The organism is Antribacter soli, from assembly GCF_021568775.1.
In the GTDB taxonomy this organism is placed as follows: Bacteria; Actinomycetota; Actinomycetes; order Actinomycetales; family Cellulomonadaceae; genus Antribacter; species Antribacter soli.
The window spans coordinates 16,395-35,535 of the sequence record NZ_JAKGSG010000014.1 but is presented as its reverse complement, the minus strand read 5'-3'; the positions used below and the strand labels follow the sequence as shown (position 1 = coordinate 35,535).

At 73.6% G+C, this 19,141-nt stretch carries 15 protein-coding genes; 6 read left to right on the top strand and 9 right to left on the bottom strand.

Translation table 11 applies throughout. From position 1 onward, the window contains the following. Positions 1–89: 89 nt before the first annotated feature. Positions 90–1,643 carry an adenosylhomocysteinase gene (ahcY, locus tag L1785_RS04070; protein WP_236087858.1) on the bottom strand — a complete coding sequence of 518 codons (1,554 nt, stop codon included), beginning with the start codon at positions 1,641–1,643 and terminating at the stop codon, positions 90–92. Positions 1,644–1,904: 261 nt separating this feature from the next. On the opposite strand from ahcY, the gene L1785_RS04065 reads away from it, so the two are divergent. The 3 genes from L1785_RS04065 (at position 1,905) to L1785_RS04055 (ending at position 7,216) form a co-directional block, all read left to right on the top strand. Then, positions 1,905–3,767, top strand: coding sequence for a gamma-glutamyltransferase family protein (locus L1785_RS04065; RefSeq protein ID WP_236087862.1), 1,863 nt, complete (start codon positions 1,905–1,907; stop codon positions 3,765–3,767). A 56-nt stretch (positions 3,768–3,823) separates the two neighbouring features. Then, complete coding sequence (locus L1785_RS04060; protein WP_236087857.1) at positions 3,824–6,094, top strand: acyltransferase family protein; 2,271 nt, start codon at positions 3,824–3,826, stop codon at positions 6,092–6,094. Positions 6,095–6,211: 117 nt separating this feature from the next. Continuing rightward, complete coding sequence (locus L1785_RS04055) at positions 6,212–7,216, top strand: DUF808 domain-containing protein (protein WP_236087856.1); 1,005 nt, start codon at positions 6,212–6,214, stop codon at positions 7,214–7,216. A gap of 80 nt (positions 7,217–7,296) precedes the next feature. On the opposite strand, the gene cysN is transcribed toward L1785_RS04055, so the two are convergent. Then, entirely contained in the window at positions 7,297–8,607 is a 1,311-nt protein-coding gene (cysN, locus tag L1785_RS04050) for a sulfate adenylyltransferase subunit CysN (RefSeq protein WP_236087855.1), read from the bottom strand. After that, the gene (gene cysD / locus L1785_RS04045; protein WP_236087854.1) at positions 8,607–9,512 is read right to left on the bottom strand and encodes a sulfate adenylyltransferase subunit CysD; all 906 of its coding nucleotides are present in this window, start codon (positions 9,510–9,512) and stop codon (positions 8,607–8,609) included. The genes cysN and cysD overlap by 1 nt, the downstream gene beginning before the upstream one ends. A 150-nt stretch (positions 9,513–9,662) precedes the next feature. Here cysD and cysC point away from each other — a divergent pair, with 150 nt between their 5' ends. After that, on the top strand, positions 9,663–10,931 hold the full coding sequence (gene cysC / locus L1785_RS04040) for an adenylyl-sulfate kinase (RefSeq protein WP_236087853.1): 1,269 nt from the start codon (positions 9,663–9,665) through the stop codon (positions 10,929–10,931). 9 nt (positions 10,932–10,940) lie between these two features. Here the strand turns inward: cysC and L1785_RS04035 are convergent, their stop codons facing one another. The 5 genes from L1785_RS04035 to L1785_RS04015 form a co-directional block, all read right to left on the bottom strand. Continuing rightward, positions 10,941–11,897, bottom strand: coding sequence for a hypothetical protein (locus tag L1785_RS04035; RefSeq protein ID WP_236087852.1), 957 nt, complete (start codon positions 11,895–11,897; stop codon positions 10,941–10,943). A gap of 138 nt (positions 11,898–12,035) precedes the next feature. Further along, positions 12,036–13,352, bottom strand: coding sequence for a hypothetical protein (locus L1785_RS04030; RefSeq protein WP_236087851.1), 1,317 nt, complete (start codon positions 13,350–13,352; stop codon positions 12,036–12,038). A gap of 89 nt (positions 13,353–13,441) precedes the next feature. After that, positions 13,442–14,785 carry a hypothetical protein gene (locus tag L1785_RS04025; protein WP_236087850.1) on the bottom strand — a complete coding sequence of 448 codons (1,344 nt, stop codon included), beginning with the start codon at positions 14,783–14,785 and terminating at the stop codon, positions 13,442–13,444. A gap of 118 nt (positions 14,786–14,903) precedes the next feature. Next, complete coding sequence (locus L1785_RS04020; RefSeq protein ID WP_236087849.1) at positions 14,904–15,092, bottom strand: Trm112 family protein; 189 nt, start codon at positions 15,090–15,092, stop codon at positions 14,904–14,906. Beyond that, complete coding sequence (locus L1785_RS04015; RefSeq protein WP_372461776.1) at positions 15,089–16,546, bottom strand: phosphomannomutase/phosphoglucomutase; 1,458 nt, start codon at positions 16,544–16,546, stop codon at positions 15,089–15,091. The genes L1785_RS04020 and L1785_RS04015 overlap by 4 nt, the downstream gene beginning before the upstream one ends. A gap of 77 nt (positions 16,547–16,623) precedes the next feature. Here L1785_RS04015 and manA point away from each other — a divergent pair, with 77 nt between their 5' ends. Further along, positions 16,624–17,847, top strand: coding sequence for a mannose-6-phosphate isomerase, class I (manA, locus tag L1785_RS04010; protein WP_236087847.1), 1,224 nt, complete (start codon positions 16,624–16,626; stop codon positions 17,845–17,847). 137 nt (positions 17,848–17,984) lie between these two features. Here manA and L1785_RS04005 read toward each other — a convergent pair whose 3' ends face one another. After that, positions 17,985–18,338 carry a DUF3499 domain-containing protein gene (locus L1785_RS04005; protein ID WP_236087846.1) on the bottom strand — a complete coding sequence of 118 codons (354 nt, stop codon included), beginning with the start codon at positions 18,336–18,338 and terminating at the stop codon, positions 17,985–17,987. Between the two features lie 178 nt (positions 18,339–18,516). On the opposite strand from L1785_RS04005, the gene L1785_RS04000 reads away from it, so the two are divergent. Further along, on the top strand, positions 18,517–19,041 hold the full coding sequence (locus L1785_RS04000; RefSeq protein ID WP_308113250.1) for a metallopeptidase family protein: 525 nt from the start codon (positions 18,517–18,519) through the stop codon (positions 19,039–19,041). The last annotated feature ends 100 nt before the right edge of the window (positions 19,042–19,141 follow it).

Sequence of the window (19,141 nt, the reverse complement as noted above, 5' to 3'; positions counted from 1 at the left end):
GGCCCCCCCCCCCCCCCCCCCCGGCGCCCCCCCCCCCCCCGGGGGGGGGGCCGCGCGGCCCCCCCCCCCCCCCCCCGGCGCGGGGGTGGTCAGTAGCGGTAGTGCTCCGGCTTGAACGGGCCCTCGACCGGGACGCCGATGTAGTCGGCCTGCGACGGCGAGAGCTCGGTGAGCCGCACGCCGAGCGCGTCGAGGTGCAGGCGGGCGACCTTCTCGTCGAGCACCTTCGGCAGGCGGTACACCTGACGCTCGTAGGCGCGCTCGGCCTCGGGCCGTGCCGCGTCCACGAAGAGCTCGAGCTGCGCGATGACCTGGTTCGAGAACGAGTTGCTCATCACGAACGACGGGTGGCCCGTCGCGTTGCCGAGGTTGAGCAGGCGGCCCTCGGACAGCACGATGATCGACCGCTCGGCGCGCTCCGCCGTCGCCGGGAAGGTCCACTCGTGGACCTGCGGCTTGATCTCGGTGCGCGTGACACCGTCGAGCTCGGCCAGCCCCGCCATGTCGATCTCGTTGTCGAAGTGGCCGATGTTGCCGACGACGGCCTTGTCCTTCATCGCCGCCATGTGCGCGGCCGTGATGACGTCCTTGTTGCCGGTCGTGGTGATGAAGAAGTCCGCCTCGCCGACGACGTCCTCGATGCGGGCGACCTGGAAGCCGTCCATCGCTGCCTGCAGCGCGCAGATCGGGTCCACCTCGGACACGATCACGCGGGCGCCCTGGCCGCGGAACGCCTCCGCAGCGCCCTTGCCCACGTCGCCGTAGCCGGCGACGAACGCGACCTTGCCGCCGATGAGGATGTCGGTGGCCCGGTTGATGCCGTCCGGCAGCGAGTGGCGGATCCCGTACTTGTTGTCGAACTTCGACTTGGTCACGGAGTCGTTGACGTTGATCGCCGGGAAGAGCAGCTCGCCCGCCTCGGCGAGCTGGTACAGGCGGTGCACGCCCGTCGTGGTCTCCTCGGTGACGCCGAAGATCCCCTGGGCGATGCCCGTCCAGCGCAGCGGGTCGGCCTCGAGCGCACGGCGCAGCACCGAGCGGACCACGTTCATCTCGTGCGTGTGGTCGGGCTCGCCGTGCAGGGTGTCCGGCGGGACGACGCCCGCGCGCTCGTACTGCAGCCCCAGGTGGACCAGCATCGTGGCGTCGCCGCCGTCGTCGAGGATCATGTTCGGGCCCTGGGCGCCCTCGGGGCCCTCCGGCCAGAACAGGATCTGCTCGGTGCAGTCCCAGTACTCCTCGAGGCTCTCGCCCTTCCACGCGAAGACCGGCACGCCCTGCGGGTTCTCGGCGGTCCCCTCCGGGCCGACGGCGACCGCGGCGGCCGCCTCGTCCTGGGTCGAGAAGATGTTGCAGCTCGCCCAGCGCACCTGCGCGCCGAGGGCGACGAGGGTCTCGATGAGGACGGCGGTCTGCACCGTCATGTGCAGCGATCCGGCGACGCGGGCGCCCGCGAGCGGCTGCGTCGGGCCGTACTCGGCGCGCAGCGCCATGAGGCCCGGCATCTCGTGCTCGGCGAGCCGGATCTGGTGGCGGCCCGCCTCGGCCAGGGCGAGCGAGCGGACCTTGTAGCGGCCCGGCAGCTCGTCGAAGCCAGGGGCGGCCCCGGCGGACGGTGCGGGGGCCGGCGCGGTCGTGGACATGGTTCTCCTCGGGATCGGGGGCGTCGTGTCGAGCGGCGCTGGGGGCTCCCGTCTGCGCGCGAGGCGCACCGGGGTGCGCGCCTCCAGCCTACCGAGGTCCCGGGCAGTGGCCTCGTCGCCGCCGGCGACGCGCGCACCACACGCGCGGCCCGGCATCAGGAGTAGCGTGCTGGCCTACCTCGTCACGACTGGAGAACCGTGAGCACGTTCACTGCGCCCGCACCGTTCCGCACCCGCCCCGACCTGGCCGGGACGTTCGGCATGGTCTCGTCGACCCACTGGGCCGCGAGCGCCTCCGCGCAGGCGGTCCTGGAGCGCGGCGGCAACGCGTTCGACGCCGCGGTCGCCGGGGCGTTCGTGCTGCACGTCGTCGAGCCGCACCTCAACGGCGCCGGCGGTGACATGGTCGGGATCGTCGCGCCGGCCGGTTCCGCGCCGCGTGTGCTGTGCGGGCAGGGCCCTGCGCCGGCGGGCGCCACGATCGAGCACTACCTCGCCGAGGGGCTCGACCTGGTGCCGGGCTCGGGCGCACTCGCCGCCGCCGTGCCGGGCGCCGTCGACGCCTGGCTCCTCCTGCTGCGCGACCACGGCACGTGGCCGCTCGCCGACGTCCTGGCGTACGCGATCGGGTACGCGCGCGACGGGCACCCGCTGCTCGCGGCGGTGAGCCGCACCATCGGCTCCATGTCCGGACTCTTCACCGAGCACTGGCCCACCTCCGCGGCCCGCTGGATGCCGGACGGGCGCGTGCCGAGCGCCGGCGACGTCGTCACGAACCCCGAGTACGCAGCGCTCCTGGCCGCGCTCGCCGAGGCTGCGGGCGGCGGGGCGGACGACGTCGCCGGCGCGACGGGTGGCGTGGCCGGGCGCGGAGACACCGGGCGCGGAGACGCCGGCCGCGAGGCCGGGATCGACGCCGCGCGCGCCCTGTGGCGCGAGCGCGTCGGCGCCGCGGTCGAGGAGTTCGTCCGCACCCCGCACCTCCACTCCGACGGCGCGGACCACGCGGGCGTCCTGACGGCCGCCGACCTCGACGCGTTCCGGGCCTCCTACGAGGAGCCGACGTCGGCCCGGTTCCGCGGGTGCACCGTCCTCAAGGCGGGCGCGTGGACCCAGGGTCCGTCCCTGCTGCAGGCCCTGCAGATCCTCGACGGGTTCGGCGACGACGAGATCGACCCCTCTACCGAGCTCGGCGCCCACCGCGTCCTCGAGGCGCTCAAGCTGGCGCTCGCGGACCGCGACGCCTGGTACGGGGACGACCCCGACGTCCCGCTCGACCACCTCCTGTCCTCCGGGTACGCGGACGAGCGGCGCACCCTCGTCACGGGCGAGGCGTCGCACGAGGTGCGCCCTGGCGCGGTGCCGGGCCGGCCGACGCCCGCGATCCCCGCGCTGCGGACCGAGTACGCCACGAACGCGCCCGTCGGCTCGCTCCCGGGCACCCCCGCCGGCGGAGCGGCGGCGGGGGTCGGAGAGCCGACGGTCCGGGTCGGCGAGCAGGCCGGCGAGCCCGTGGTGGAGGCGACCGGCACCACGCGCGGCGACACCTGCCACATCGACGTCGTCGACCGCTGGGGCAACATGGTGGCTGCGACGCCGTCCGGCGGGTGGCTGCAGTCGTCGCCCACGATCCCGGGCCTCGGCTTCTGCCTCGGCACGCGCCTGCAGATGGCGTGGCTCGACCCCGCCTCGCCGTCGCGCCTCGAGCCGGGCCGCCGACCCCGCACGACCCTCACGCCCACCCTCGTGCTCCGGGACGGGGCGCCGGTCCTGGCCTGCGGCTCCCCCGGCGGCGACCAGCAGGACCAGTGGCAGCTCGTGTTCCTCGTGCGCGTCCTCGCGGGTGGCTGGACGGCGCAGCAGGCGATCGACGCGCCCTCGATGCACACGACGTCGGCGCCCGGCTCCTTCTGGCCGCGCACGTGGACGCCGGGCGGGGCCGTGGTCGAGGACCGCCTCGGGGACGAGGTGATCGCCGGGCTCGAGCGCCGCGGCCATGTCGTCGAGCGGGCGGGCGACTGGGCGCTCGGGCGGCTGTGCGCCGTCACGCGCGACCCGGCGACGGGCCTGCTCGGGGCGGCCGCGAACCCGCGTGGCGCCCAGGGGTACGCGACGGGCCGCTGACCCGCGTCGCCCGCGCCCGCCCGGCACCGCCGTCCGACGCCGTACCCTGGACGACCGTGACCGCCTCCGCCCCCGCCTCCTCCGCCGACGCGGCGCACACCGGGGACCCGGGGGCACGCGAGGCGGGCAGGCCCACCCGCGATGGACTCGCGCCGGGCCGCGGCACGTCGCAGGAGCGAGGGCCCGGCACCGGACGGATCGGCGAGATCGACGGGCTGCGGGGCCTCGCCCTCACTCTCGTGGTGCTCTTCCACGTGCTCGGCGCGGGGCGGGTCTCCGGCGGGGTCGACGTGTTCCTCACGCTGTCCGGCTTCCTCGTTACCCGCTCGCTGCTGCGCCGGGCCGAGGCGGGTCGCCTGCGCCTGGCCGACCACTACGGCCGCACCCTGGCCCGCCTCGCCCCGCCCGCGCTCGTCGTGCTGGCGGCCGTCGCGGTCGGAGCGTGGGCCCTCGCACCGCCGGCGCGGCTGCCCGAGATCCTGCGTGAGGTCGCCGCCTCGGCCGCCTTCCGGGAGAACTGGGAGCTGATCGACGCCCAGCTCGCGTACGGCGCGGCCGGGCCGCAGGCCAGCCCGCTGCAGCACTTCTGGTCGCTGTCCGTCCAGGGTCAGTTCTTCGCCGCCTGGCCCCTGCTCGTGCTGGCCTGCGTCGTCGTCGGCGAGCGGCTCGCGCGGCGCAGCCGCACGCGCATCACCCCTGCGCGGCTGCTCGCGCTCGTCGTGGGCGCCGCGACCCTCGCCTCGTTCGCCTACGCCGTGCACCTCACCTCCGCCGACCAGCCGACGGCCTACCTCAGCACCTGGACGCGGTTCTGGGAGCTCGGCGCGGGGGCCGTCGCGGCCCTGGTCCTGGACCGGCCGCACCTCGCCGCGCGGCTCTCCGACGGCGTCCGCGCGGGCCTCGGCTGGGCCGGGCTCGTCCTGGTCGCGGGGTGCGGCTTCCTGGTCGACGGGGCCCGCGTGTTCCCCGGGCCGTGGACGCTCGTCCCGGTGGGCGGCGCACTCCTGGTGCTCGCCGGCGCCGGGTCGGGCGCGCGCTGGGCGTCCGGACCGGCGCTGCAGCATCCCGTGCTGGGCTGGCTCGCCGACGTGTCCTACGCGCTCTACCTGTGGCACTGGCCGGTGCTCGTGCTCTGGCTGCTGTGGTCGGGTGCGCCGCGTGCCGGGGCGGCGGCGGGCGCGGGGGTCCTGGCGATCTCGGTCCTGCTGGCGTGGGCGACCACGGCGCTCGTCGGGGACCCCGTGGTGCGCTGGGTACGCCGTGGCGCCGCCCGCGGCGTGCCGGCGCTCGCCGGGCTCGCCGTGGCGAGCCTCGTCGTCGTCGGCGGGACGAGCGCCTGGGCGGACACCCAGGAGCGCCGCTTCGCCGCCGAGCTGCGCGCTCTGTGGCAGCCGTCCGCCGCGCACCCGGGCGCCGCGGTGCTCGCCGACGGCTGGGCCGGGCCGACCGCGTCGGAGCCCGCCGCCCCCGGCGTGGCAGCACCGTTCCGCCCCGCGCCCCACCTCGCCGCCAAGGACCGGCCGCACCTGGACGACTGCTCCCAGACGGACAAGGACGACGGCACCCTCGTCGAGTGCGTCATCGCCGGCCCGGCCGACGGCGAGCCGACCGCACGCGTGTTCCTCGTGGGCGCCTCGCACCTCCAGGCGTGGGAGGACGCGTACGCGGGCGTCGCCGAGCAGGCCGGGTGGGAGGTGACGGTGCTGGTCAAGCACAGCTGCCGGCTCGGCGTGACGAGCCCTGCCGGCGGGGCCGGCGGCGCCGAGGGCGCCCCGGCGGGCTCTTCGGCGTCGGACGCCTGCGCCGCCTGGGGCCGGGCAGCCCTCGACCGGGTCCTCGCCGAGCGCCCGGACGCGGTCGTGGTCGAAGGAACCCGCACCTACGAGGACGGGCGGCCGGAGACCGTGATTCCCGGCCAGGTCACCGCATGGCAGGAGCTGGACGCGGCGGGCGTCCGGGTGGTGACGATGCGCGACAACCCGCGCTTCGCCTGGCGCGTCCCGGACTGCCTGGACGCGCACGGCGCCGGGGACGGCGCCGCGTCCGCCGGCACGGTGGCGGACGCGGTCGCCGCCTGCTCCCGCCCCCGGGCCGAGCAGCTCGCGGCGGTGTCTCCCGCGCTGACGACGCCGGGCGTCCCGGCGTCGGCCGTGCACGTGGACCTCACGGACGCGATCTGCGGGCCGGTGACGTGCGAGGCCGTGGTCGGCAACGTGCTGGCGTACCGCGACGACGACCACCTGTCGGGCACGTACGTGCAGACGCTGGCGCCGTCGCTGGAGGCGGCGCTCCGCGCGCAGGCGCCCTGGCTGTTCCCGGCAGCGTGACGATCCACCGCCCGGGGAGCGCGGGACGTGCCCGGCTCCCGTTCACCGGCGCAGGGCACAGGGCGCGGGCCATACAGTACGGACCATGGACACACATGAGTGGGAAGAGGTGACCTCATGGGCGGCCTGATGGGTCTGCTGGACGACATCGCGGCGCTGGCGAAGCTCGCCGCGGCGTCGATCGACGACGTGGGGGCCGCGGCCGGGAAGGCGACGGCGAAGGCCGCGGGCGTCGTCGTGGACGACACGGCGGTGACGCCGCAGTACCTGCAGAGCGTCGCCGCGAAGCGCGAGCTGCCGATCGTCAAGAAGATCGCGATCGGCTCGATCCGCAACAAGCTCCTCTTCATCCTCCCCGCGGCTCTGATCCTGAGCCAGTGGCTCCCCGCGGCGCTGCCGATCATCCTCATGATCGGTGGCACCTACCTGGCCTTCGAGGGCGCCGAGAAGATCTGGCACAAGGTCTCGGGCCACCACGACGCGGAGGTGCCCGCCACCGAGGTGAGCCCCGAGGCGGAGAAGATGCTGATCGGGGGCGCGATCCGCACCGACCTCATCCTGTCCGCCGAGATCATGGTGATCGCGCTGGCCGAGGTGGCCGACGAGGGCTTCTGGAGCCGCCTCACCATCCTCGTGGTGGTCGCGTTCGTCATCACGATCATCGTGTACGGCATCGTGGCGGCGATCGTGAAGATGGACGACGTCGGCCTGCGGCTGGCCCAGCGCCAGTCGCCGGCCGCGCAGGGCGTCGGCCGCGGCCTGGTCGCCGCGATGCCGAGGGTGCTGACCGTCATCTCCGTCGTCGGCACCGTGGCGATGCTGTGGGTCGGCGGGCACATCCTCCTCGTCAACCTGGGCGCCGACGGCACCGGCTGGATCCCCGCCCCGTACGAGTGGGTCCACCACCTGGAGGAGGAGATCCTCCACGGCGCCGGGGTGTTCGGCGGCTTCCTCGCCTGGTGCTTCAACACGCTGTGCTCGGCGGTCGTGGGCCTCGTGGTGGGCGCCGTCGTCGTCGCCGTGATGCACCTGCTGCCCTTCGGCAAGAAGGACGACCCGCGGACCCACGCGCACGTCGAGCGCGTGCCCGCCGCCGAGACGCCGACGGGCGAGGATCACTGACGAAGGAAAGCTGTCTGACGCCGAAGGTCACCTCCCCTACGGGAGGTGACCTTCGGCGTCAGGCAGGCTGGAGAGGGCCGTCAGTGCCCGTGCGCCGGGGAGCCGATCATGCCCGCCGCGACCGTCTTGTTCGTCGCCTCGTCCACGAGGATGAACGCCCCCGTCTGCCGGTTGGCCTGGTACGGGTCGACGAACAGCGGCTGCGTGACGCGGAGCTGGACCCGGGCGATCTCGTTGAGCCGGATCTCGGCCGGCCCCTCCTCGCGGTGACCCGAGTTGACGTCGATCCGGTACGCGATGTCCTTGACCATGGCCCGCGCCCAGCGCGTGGTGTGCTTGATCGCGTACTTGCGCCCGACCGTGAGCGGCACGGACTCGTCCATCCAGCACACCTGCGCGTCGAGGTCCTGGGTGACGGTGGGCGTGTTGGCCGGCCGGCACAGCATGTCGCCGCGGGACAGGTCGATCTCGTCGGCCAGGCGGACCGTGACGGACATCGGCGGGAACGCCTCGTCCACCGGCCCCTCGGCGGTCTCGATCGACGCGATCGTGGTCTCCAGTCCCGACGGCAGGGCGAGCACGCGGTCCCCCGGCTTCATGACGCCGGACGCGACCGTTCCCGCGTACCCGCGGTAGTCGCGCGCGTCGTGCGACTGGGGGCGGATCACGTACTGCACCGGGAACCGCACGTCGACGAGGTTGCGGTCGCTGGCGACGTGCAGCCGCTCCAGGTGCGACAGCAGCGGCGAACCGTCGAACCACGGCATGTTCTCGCTGCGGTGCACCACGTTGTCGCCGGCCAGGGCGGAGATCGGGATGAACGACAGGTCCGGGACGCGCAGCCGGGCCGCGAAGTCGCTGAACTCCGCGCGGATCGCCTCGTAGACGTCCTCGGACCAGTCGACGAGGTCCATCTTGTTCACGCAGACCACCACGTGGGGCACGCCGAGCAGCGTGGCCAGGTACGCGTGGCGGCGCGACTGCTCCAGCACGCCCTTGCGCGCGTCGACGAGGATCAGCGCGACGTCCGCCGTCGAGGCGCCCGTGACCATGTTCCGCGTGTACTGGATGTGGCCCGGGGTGTCCGCGATGATGAACTTCCGCCGCGGCGTCGCGAAGTAGCGGTACGCCACGTCGATCGTGATGCCCTGCTCCCGCTCGGCACGCAGGCCGTCCGTCAGCAGCGACAGGTCCGCATAGTCGTTGCCGCGGTCCTTGCTCACCCGCTCCACGGACTCGAGCTGGTCGGCGAAGATCGACTTGCTGTCGTACAGCAGGCGGCCGATGAGGGTGCTCTTGCCGTCGTCCACCGACCCGGCCGTGGCGAACCGCAGCAGGTCGGCGGTGCGCTGTACCTCGGGCGCGTCCGCCGGCTCCGTCAGGGTGGTCATCAGAAGTACCCTTCCTTCTTGCGGTCCTCCATCGCGGCCTCGCTCACCTTGTCGTCGCCGCGCGTGGCGCCCCGCTCGGTCAGCCGCACCGCGGCGACCTCGTCGACGATCTCGCGCAGCGTGCCGGCGGCGGACTCCACGGCGGCGGTCAGGTTCGCGTCGCCCACCGTCCGGTAGCGGACGCTGCGCACCTGCGCCTGCTCCCCGTCACGCAGCGGGGTGAACTCGTTGACTGCGAACAGCATCCCGCTGCGGTCCACCACCTCCCGCTCCGCGGCGAAGTAGAGGTCCGGGATGTCGATCGCCTCGGCCTCGATGTACGACCAGATGTCCAGCTCGGTCCAGTTCGACAGCGGGAAGACCCGGATCGACTCGCCCTGGTGCACCCGGCCGTTGTACAGGGACCAGATCTCCGGCCGCTGGTTCTTGGGGTCCCACTGGCCGAAGTCGTCCCGGAACGAGAACACCCGCTCCTTGGCCCGCGCCTTCTCCTCGTCGCGGCGACCGCCGCCGAAGAGCGCGTCGAAGCCCTGCTTCTCGGCCGCCTCGAGCAGCACCGGCGTCTGGATCCGGTTGCGGGAGCCGTTCGGCTCCTCGCGCACGAGGCCGCGGTCGATCGCGTCCTGCACCGAGGCGACGACCATCTGCACGCCGAGCCGGTCCACCCACCGGTCCCGGCAGTCCAGCACGGACGGGAAGTTCAGGCCCGTGTCCACGTGCATGATCGGGAAGGGCACCCGCGCCGGCGCGAACGCCTTGACCGCCAGGTGCAGCATCACGATGGAGTCCTTGCCGCCGGAGAACAGCAGACAGGGGCGCTGCATCTCCGCGACGACCTCGCGGATGATGTGGATGCTCTCAGCCTCGAGGCTGCGCAGCTGGCTCAGCACATGGCTGACGCTCACGACGGATCCCTCCCCTTCACTGGCTCTCCGACTGGGCCAGTATGCGTTCGCTTCGAGGGTGCTGTCGTCCGCATCCCGAAACGCGGACATCCAGCGTTCGGGATTTCGACGGGCCCGCGACTGGGCACCGGGGCGACTAGTGTCTCTTGTATGAGCACTCTGCCCGCGCAGGTCCTCGGCGACGACCGCCTCGACCTGCTCGAGCTCGCCCTCGGCGGCGGCCTCGAACCCGACCGACTCGCCGCGGCAATTCTGCCCGACGCCGGCCGGGTCACCCCAGGCGAGGCCGTCGCCGTGGTCCTCACGGACCAGGAGAACACCCCGCTCGCCCGCCTCGAAAGCCCCGGCCCGGGCGGCGAGTGGTCGCTGGAGGAGCTCAGGCACCTCCCCGTGGGCACCGGCCGCCAGTGGGACCCGGCGCTGCGCCGCCCGGCGCGCGACGTGCGGGCCGCGCTCGCGGATGCCGAGGACGTCGTCGCCCTGATCGTGAACGCCGCGCCCACCTGGGTGGATCAGACCTTCGTCGCCCGGGAGTCCGCGGAGGCGGACCGCACCGTCCTGCTGGTCCCGGTCTCTCGCCGCCGGCGGAACGGTTCGGAGGTAGGGCCCGGGGGCCTCGTGCGGTCCGCCCTCTCCCTCGCCCCGTCCGCGGGCACGCCGGCGGAGGTCGTCGTGGTTCCGTGGCCCTCGTCGCCCCCGCCCGGGCTCACCCTCGAGGACGTCGCCCAGGCGTACGGCGCGGGGCGCACGGCGGACGTCGTCGGGCAGCGGGACGAGGAGCTGCGGGCGCTGGTCGCCGGCCTGGACGACACCCAGGCCCAGGCGGTCGCCGCGCTCTACCCGCCGGCGTCGGCAGCCGAGGTGCTCCGCGCCGCGCGCGGCGCCCGCCACCGCGGCGCCGTCGTGTTCTTCACCGGCTTCTCCGGGTCGGGCAAGTCCACCGTGGCGCGCGCGCTCGCCGAGCAGCTCGAGGACGACGGCCTCGCCACGACCCTGCTCGACGGCGACGCGGTGCGCCAGCACCTGTCCAAGGGCCTGGGTTTCGACCGCGAGGGGCGGGAGACCAACATCGAGCGGATCGGCTACGTCGCCTCGCTCGTCGCGAGGCACGGCGGGATCGCGATCGCCGCGCCCATCGCGCCGTTCGCGTCGAGCCGGGCGCACGTGCGCGCCCTGGCCGAGGAGACGGGCGCGGTGTTCCTCCTGGTACACGTCGCCACGCCGCTCGAGGTCTGCGAGGCCCGCGACCGCAAGGGTATGTACGCCAAGGCCCGCGCGGGCGAGATCCCCGACTTCACGGGGATCTCGTCCCCCTACGAGGAGCCCGGGGACGCGGACGTCACGATCGACACGTCGAGCGGCACGGTGGACGAGGCGGTCGCCGAGGTCAGGACGGCGCTGGACGCCGCCCTCGGCTGAACAGGCCGGTCAGGGCCTGCCGCGCTCGCCCACAGTCACCTGGACCGGGTCGCCGAGGACGAGCGGCACCTCGTCGCCGTACCCGATGCGCACGAGCGGGATCACCTCGTAGTCGCCTGCGGGCCGGTAGGAGCGGAACGTCGTGCCGTCCGCGTTCGGCACGCACGTGCTGACAGCCGACCCGACAGCGTTGTCCTCGAGCGAGCCACCGGACAGCACCGGACCGCCCGCCGCGTACTCGTTGGCCGAGGCGTACCCCGTGTCCTGAGTGCCGAGGTCGATCACGACGCCGTCCTGTACCCACAGGAGCACCGCCGACACCGGTTCCCCTTCGCCAGCACCCCCGCTGCTCGCCACGTGGATCGGCAGCTCCCAGTGCGGCATCTCGAAAGAGGGGCTCACCACGACGTCGACCGTGAATCTGGCGTCGCTCTCGGGAAGGTCGGTGACGGGCATGCCGCACGTCACATCGGCGCCGAACGCGAGGCGGTCGTCAGCGAAGCCCTCGCGGAACGAGGCGGGGGCTACGGCCGAGACTGTCGTCGTCAGCGGCACTGGCTCACTCAGCAAGACGCCCTGCCCGGTCGGCAGCACGGCGACGACGTCGTACGTGCCGGCGGGCCGGACCGCCACCCGCTCGGGCGCAGACCCGATGGCTGCGTCGTTGTCGAAGACGTCGGCCAGGTCGCCGCAGCCCCACAGGTGGTCGCCCGTGGCTTCCGCGGAGAGGGTCTGGCCACCGCCCGCCAGGCTCGCGTAGGGGTCGCCGTCATGATCCATGGTCGTGAGGTCCACGAGCCTGCCGTCCTGGAACCAGGCCAGCCGCGGCTCCCTGCCGAGGTCTACCGCGTCCTGCGAGACGATCGCGACAGGCAAGGTCCAGCCGTCCGCCGTCTCCGTCGCGGTGCCGGTGACCGTCAGCACAGCCTCGTCCGACGCCTGGGCGGTGAGCTCCGCAGCAGGCATACCGCAGGTGACTTCGACGCGCTGGACGCCACCCTCACCTGAGGCAGGCCGCACGGTCCGGGCGGCGAACGCACGAGACCGCCCCCAGGTCGCTCAAGGGGCCGCAAGCGCTACCTGGGGGCGGTCTCGCGCGAACGGTCAGGGACGGCCGCGCTCGCCCACCGTCACCGGGACCGGGTCGCCGAGGACGATCGGCGCGTCCGACAGGTACCCGAGCCGCACGAGCGGGATCACCTCGTACTCGCCCGCCGGGCGGAAGGTCCGGAACTCCGGGAACTCGCCGTCCTCCGGGAAGCACGCGTCCACCGCCGACCCGACCGCGACGTCGTCGACGGTCCCGGTGAGCTCGACGTCCGTCCAGCCGGCCCCGTCGTCCGTGCCCACGTCGACCACGACACCGTCCTGGACCCACAGCACCGTCGAGTTGACCGGCAGCGCCTCGCCGGCCGCGCCGGTCGTCGTCACCCGGATCGGGAGACGCCACTCGTGCTCCTCGAACACGGGCGTCCCCTGTACGGCGACGGCGAAGCGAGGGTCGCTCCCGGGGAGCTCGGCCACGGGCAGACCGCAGGTGATGCCGCTCCCATCGAGCTGGTAGGACAAGCCCTCCTCCGGGTACCCCTCGGTGAACCGGGCGGTGGGCGCCGGTGGCTCGCCGATCGTGACCGGCGCGGTGTCGCTCACCAGGAACCGCACGCCGCTGTCGTCACCGCGGAGGTACCACGACACGGCCATGACCTCGTAGTCGCCCGCCGGGCGCGGTGTCGAGTACGAGAGAGACATGGGATCGCCGAACACCCGCCCGGACTCACCGCAGGCCCACTTCAGGTCCCCGGTCGCGATCGTGTCGATCGTCATGCCTGCGTCGATCCGCTCGACGTACTCGGCGTCGTACGGATCGCCGGCGTCCCAGTTGCCCGCACCCTCGCTCCAGCCGAACGAGACGTCGACCACACGGCCGGCCTGGGTCCAGACCAGCAGCGGGTTGCCCGCCTGGTAGCTGTCGTCGGACTGCCCGGCGATCTCCGTGATCCTGATGGGCAGGGCGACACCACGCTCGATCTCGGTCAGCCCTCCGGTCACCGCGATCCGGAAGTCCTCGGTCGAGGCCTGCGCCACGAGGTCCGCCACAGGCATGCCGCAGGAGACGTCGGCGGGCCAGCCCCCCGTCTGCCCGTCGCGCCAGGCCCCCGGGACCTGGCCCTCCACGAACGCCGGGTCTTCCGCCGCGCCGGCCGGGGTCGCCGTCGTGGCGGACGGGCTCGCGCTGACCGACGGCGACGCGCTGACCGACGGCGACGCGCTCGCCGAGGGATCGGCGACCGGCTCTCCGCCGCGACTGATCGACCAGGCGGCAACCCCGCCCGCCGCGCCGACCGCCAGGACCGCCACCGCCACGATCGCGATCTTCGCTCCGCGGGGAAGGCCCCGCCGCTCGCTCTCCACCGTGCTCATCCGTACCGCCTCGGTTCTCGCGCCCAGCCGCCGGAGTCAACCGGGGCGAGTGGAACTTACAGCACAGAACGGGCCCAGCCCGGCCAGTGTCACGGCCTGCCGTACGCGCCCACCGTCACCGGGACCGGGTCGCCGAGGACAACCGGCGAATCCGCGCTGTAGCTGAGACGCACGAGGGGGATCACCTCGTAGCCGCCCGCGGGCCGGTACGAGCGGAACGTCTCGCCGTCCGCCTCCGGCATGCAGGTGTCCACGGCGGCACCTACCGCGACATCGTCGGTCCCGCCCGGGACCAGAGTCACGGCGCCAACAGACCAATCGGCGAGCGTGTCGTCAGTCCCGACGTCGACGACGACGCCGCCCTGCACCCAGAGCAGAACCGCGATCAAGCTTCCCCCCGCGCCGGACCCGTCGCTGGTCACGTGGATGGGCAGCGTCCAAGCCGGGTAGTCGAACGACGGGTCGCCGTGCACGGCGACCGCATAGCGCGGGTCGCTCTCCGGAAGGTCCGCCACCGCCATGCCGCAGGTGATCCCCGTCCCGGACAGCGGGAACATCGAGTCCGCCGCCGGGGCGAAGCCCTCGCGGAACTTCGCCGCCGGCGCCGGCGGCTCGCCCACGGTGACCGTCACAGCATCGCTCAGGAGGATGCCGTTGCGGTAGTCGTCGTGAGTACCGCGTCCGTACCAGGTGATCGCCCGGACCTCGTACGTGCCCGCGGGGTGGTAGGTCAGGAACGAGCTGATCAGATTGTTCTCGTAGATGTTGGCGATATCACCGCATACCCACTCTCGGTATCCGGAGGCCAGGGTATCGATCGTCATGCCTGCGGCGATGTCCTCGACGGGCTCGCCGTCCCAGAAGCTGGCGCTGCCCGGGGCCGTGACGTGGAACGCCCCCGCCCCTTCGTTCCAGCCGACAGTGATGTCCACGACGCGCCCGTCCTGCACCCAGACGAGTTTCGGGTCACCTGCCTGGTACTCCGCGTCGCTGCGCCCGGCGGTCTCGGTGATCCGCAGCGGGAGAGAGTACCTGCCGTCGGTCTCGGCCACCGCGCCGCTGGTCTCCATGCGGAAGTCGTCGGTGGACGCCTGCGCCACGAGGTCCTCGATCGGCATGCCGCACTGAGCGGTCACGCCCGAGCCCTCACCCCAGAAGTCAGGCGTCGCGCCGTCCCGGAACACCGGGTCCGTCAACGCGGAGACCACCACGGTCGCCGACGGCGTCGGCTCGGCCGACGGGCTCGGCGTCGGCTCGGACGACGGACTCGTCACGCTAGCCGCCGGCGTGGGCGCCGCCGCCTCCGGGGAGGCGGACCGCGCCAGCCAGAGTGCCGTTCCCACGCCGCCAACCGCGAGGACCGCCACCGCCACGATCGCGATCTTCGCCCCTAGGGGCAGACCCCTCGGCTGTTCCTTCTCGACCTGGCTCACGCTGCCGCCTTCCTCGTGCGCAACCGCCGGCGGCGCCGGGGGCGAGAGGAACGTACAGCACAGAACGGGCCCAACCGGTGCCGACCGCCGCCAAGGCGGGCGACACAGCGGGTGAAGATCAGAGCGGGCGGGCGTCGCTCTCCAGCAGGACGGGGATGCCGTCACGGACCGGGTAGGCCAGCGGGCGCGCCGGGTCGGTGGAGTGCAGCTCGGGCTCGCCGGACGGCCCGACGCCGTCCACGAGCGCGGCGCCCGTCACGGGGCAGCGCAGGATCGCCCGCACCCAGGGTTCGATGGTCACGCTCATGCCCGCTCTCCCTCGTTTGCGGCGCGGACGAGCGACAGCACGTCGTCCCGCACCTTCTCCATGATGTCCGCGTCGGCCGCCTCGACGTTCAGCCGCAGCAGCGGCTCGGTGTTCGACGCGCGGAGGTTGAACCACCACTGCGGGTGGGCGTCCCAGTGCGAGACGGTGAGCCCGTCGAGCTCGTCCACCTCGACCGGCCCGGCACCCTGCTCCGTCACGTACGCCTCGATCACGCGCGCCCGGGCGGCGGGGACGTCCGCCACACGAGAGTTGATCTCGCCGGACGCGACGTACGGCTCGTACATCTCGGCGACGGCGGACAGCGGGTGCGGCTGCTCGCCCAGCGCCGCCAGCACGTGCATCGCGGCGAGCATGCCCGTGTCCGCGAAGAAGAAGTCGCGGAAGTAGTAGTGGGCGCTGTGCTCGCCACCGAAGACGGCTTCGTGCTCGGCCATCTCCGCCTTGATGAACGAGTGGCCCACGCGGGTGCGGACGGTCGTCGCGCCGGCGGCCCGCAGGAAGTCGGGCACGGCGGCCGACGTGATGAGGTTGTGGATCACGGTCGGGGTCCGGCCCGCGGCCTGCTCCTTGGCGACCTCCCGCAGCCCGACGAGGGCCGTGACGGCCGACGGCGAGACCGGAGCGCCCAGCTCGTCGATGACGAAGCAGCGGTCGGCGTCGCCGTCGAACGCGAGACCGATGTCCGCGCCGTGCTCCACGACCGCCTTCTGCAGGTCGACGAGGTTCGCGGGCTCCAGCGGGTTCGCCTCGTGGTTCGGGAACGAACCGTCGAGCTCGAAGTACAGCGGGACGATCTCCAGCGGCAGCTCCGCCAGGCCCGCGGCCGTACCGAGGACGGCCGGGACGGTGTACCCACCCATGCCGTTGCCGGCGTCGACCACGACCTTGAGCGGGCGGATGCCCGACAGGTCGACGAGGTCACGGAGGAAGGCGCCGTATGCGGTGAGCAGATCCTGCTCGGCGACGGTACCGGCGTCGGGCACCGCGGCCGGGAGGCCCTCGTCCAGGAACGCCTGCCCGAGCGTCCGCACCTCCGCGAGGCCCGAGGCCTCGCCGACGGGCCGCGCGCCGGCGCGGCAGAGCTTGATGCCGTTGTACTCGGCCGGGTTGTGCGACGCCGTGAACATCGCCCCCGGGACGCCGAGCGAGCCGGACGCGTAGTAGAGGCCGTCCGTGGAGCAGAGGCCGATCAGGGTGACGTCCACGCCGGCGGCCGTCAGCCCCTCGGCGAACGCCGTCACCAGCTCCGGGCCGCTCTCGCGCATGTCGTGCCCGACGACCGCACGGGCGACGTCCGGGTCGGCCGCCTCAGGGAGTACCACCACCTTGGCGAACGCCGCGCCGATCGCACGCGCCACCTGGGGGGAGAGCTGGTCGGGCACGATCCCGCGGACGTCGTAGGCCTTGATGATCGAGGCGAGATCGATGCTCACGGGGCTCAGCGTAGTCGAGCCGGACGCACCGGAGCCGCCTACCTCGGGCGGCGCCATCCGTGACTATTCTTGCCGAGATGTCGCTCACTCTCGACGCCCCGCTGCGCCTCACCAACATGGTCCAGGCGTACGACTGGGGCGCCCGCGACACGATCCCCGCACTGCTCGGCGTGCCGTCCGACGGCGGGCCGCAGGCAGAGCTGTGGCTCGGCGCGCACCCGAGCGCGCCGTCCCGGGCCCAGACGCCCGGCACGAGCACGCCGCTGCACGAGCTCGTCAAGCAGTACCCCGTCGAGACGCTCGGCCGCCGGGTGTCGGACACCTTCGGCCCACGGCTCCCCTACCTGCTCAAGGTTCTCGCGGCACAGCGCGCGCTCTCGCTCCAGGTCCACCCGAAGCCCCACGCCGCGCGAGCCGGCTTCAACCGGGAGAACCGCTCCGGGCTACCGGCCGGCTCACCCCTGCGGAGCTTCCACGACGACCAGCACAAGCCGGAGATGGTGGTCGCCCTCACCCAGTTCGAGGGCCTGGCAGGGTTCCGCTCGCCGCGCAACATCCTGGCGCTCCTCGACGGCCTCGACGGGCCCCTCGTCGTCGGCGTGCGCGACATCCTGCACGAGGACCGCAGCGAGTCGGGCATGCGGGCCGCTTTCACCCTCGTGGTCTCCGCGCGGTCGGAGGCGCACTGCGAGACCGACATCAAGGTCACGCTCGAGTCGGTCCGACGGCGGCTGGCCGAGGGCTCCCCGTACGCTCGCACCGACCAGACGGTCGTGGACCTCGCGGACCAGCACCCGGCCGACCCGGGGGCGATCGCCTCCCTGATGCTCAACAGGGTGACCCTCGAGCCCGGGGAGTCCATGTTCATCCCGGCGGGCGAGGTGCACGCCTACCTCTCCGGCACGGCGGTCGAGGTGATGGCGAGCTCGGACAACGTCCTGCGGGCCGGCCTCACGACCAAGCTCGTCGACACCGAGACGCTCGTCGCCTGCACGTCGTTCGCCCCCAGGCCGCCGGTCGTCCCCGCGCTGTCCGTGGCCGGCCGCCGTGGCCAGTCGGTCACGTACCGCGCACCCGTCTCGGAGTTCGCCCTCACGCTCGCCGACGTCGACCCGGACGAGGACGTCACGCTGGCAGCAGACGGCCCGCGCATCGTGCTGGCGCTCGACGGCGCCGTCGCCCTCACCTGCGGGGAGGCTCGCACCACGCTGGAGCACGGGCAGTCGGCGTTCGTGCCTCACGCGGCCGGTCCGCTGACGGTCACCGGCTCGGGCCAGATCGTCTGCGCCTGGGTCCCCTGAGCGGCCCGCCCTGCCGGCGGGGCTGCCGTGATTCGGGGCGCTCACTGTGCGTTCACACCGTGCACTCACAGTGACAAGGGACCGGTCGAGACGAATGCGCCTCGACCGCGCCTGAGCCGGCCGGGAACGGTGCCCGCTCAGTCCTCCCCGCGCAGGACGCGCAGGTGGCCGCGCCGGGCGGTCTCGGTGACCGTGGGCGGCTCGGGCGGCGCCTGCCGCGCGCGGCCGGCCTCGCGGACGGCGTCGGCCAGCGCGGAGAGGTCGTCCGGTGTCGGGCCCGCGTCGACGAAGGCCGGCGTCAGGCGCACGACCTCCCAGCCGCGGGGCGCGGTCAGGCGCTCGGCGTGGTCTGCGCACAGGTCGTAGCTGTGTGGCTCCGCGAGGTGCGCCAGCGGACCCAGCACCGCGGTGGAGTCCGCGTACACGTACGTGAGCGTCGCAACGGCGGCACGCGTGCATGCCGTGCGCGAACACTGCCTCACCGATCTCACGCGCTGACTGTACGCCGCTGACCGGGTGTTTTGCGCCGAACACGCCGGATCCGGGGAGCGAGTGACCCGGCTACGGCGTGGCGCGCCGCGCGCCACGCCACTGCCCGGCCGCACACCGCCTCCCAGCCGGGCCGACGCCGGTCCCCCGGCTGGTCCCGAGGCGGCATAGGGTCGGAGCGTGGCACTCTTCGGTTCCTCCCGCGGCGGGCATGCCCGCGCCGGCCGCTCCCGTCCTGGCCGTCCGGTCCCCTTCGAGCTTCCGGCGCGCCCCGCCACGGAGGACCCCGAGAACCGAGTCCGGCGCCGCGACCGCCGTGGGCGCGGGATGCGCGGACCGCTCCTGCCCCCCGGCACCCCCGCGCACCGCACGCGCGCGCAGCGCTTCGACGACCTGGTGCTCGACGTCGTCGACCACCTGAGCCGCACCTGGGGCGCCCAGCTCAAGGGCACGGAGTTCGGTGTGGAGGACGTACCGCCGTCGGACCCGGCACCGTGGGAGGACGGCGGCGTGCCGCTGGGCCGCTGCTTCCCCGCGGAGGCCGGGCAGCCCGCCCGGGTCGTGGTCTACCGTCGCCCGGTCGAGATCCGGGCCGTCGACGACGAGGACCTGGCCGAGCTCGCGCGCGAGGTCGTCGTCGAGCAGGTGGCGCACCTCCTGGCCCGCACGCCCGAGGAGATCGACCCGCGGTACGAGGGCCGCTGAGGCCGAGCCCGCCGGCTCAGCCGGTGTCGTTCATCGGCTGAGCCTGCGGTTCCGCTCCAGGTGGTGCCTCGTTCCTCGGCCCTCACCCTGCGCTGCACCT

Excerpts from the sequence above, each read along its gene's own strand:
- ahcY (WP_236087858.1), bottom strand. The coding sequence starts at position 1,643 with ATGTCCACGACCGCGCCGGCCCCCGCACCGTCCGCCGGGGCCGCCCCT.
- cysN (WP_236087855.1), bottom strand. The coding sequence starts at position 8,607 with ATGACCACCCTGACGGAGCCGGCGGACGCGCCCGAGGTACAGCGCACC.
- cysC (WP_236087853.1), top strand. The coding sequence starts at position 9,663 with ATGAGCACTCTGCCCGCGCAGGTCCTCGGCGACGACCGCCTCGACCTG.
- L1785_RS04035 (WP_236087852.1), bottom strand. The coding sequence starts at position 11,897 with ATGCCTGCTGCGGAGCTCACCGCCCAGGCGTCGGACGAGGCTGTGCTG.
- L1785_RS04065 (WP_236087862.1), top strand. The coding sequence starts at position 1,905 with ATGGTCTCGTCGACCCACTGGGCCGCGAGCGCCTCCGCGCAGGCGGTC.
- L1785_RS04055 (WP_236087856.1), top strand. The coding sequence starts at position 6,212 with ATGGGCGGCCTGATGGGTCTGCTGGACGACATCGCGGCGCTGGCGAAG.
- L1785_RS04030 (WP_236087851.1), bottom strand. The coding sequence starts at position 13,352 with ATGAGCACGGTGGAGAGCGAGCGGCGGGGCCTTCCCCGCGGAGCGAAG.
- manA (WP_236087847.1), top strand. The coding sequence starts at position 16,624 with ATGTCGCTCACTCTCGACGCCCCGCTGCGCCTCACCAACATGGTCCAG.
- L1785_RS04020 (WP_236087849.1), bottom strand. The coding sequence starts at position 15,092 with ATGAGCGTGACCATCGAACCCTGGGTGCGGGCGATCCTGCGCTGCCCC.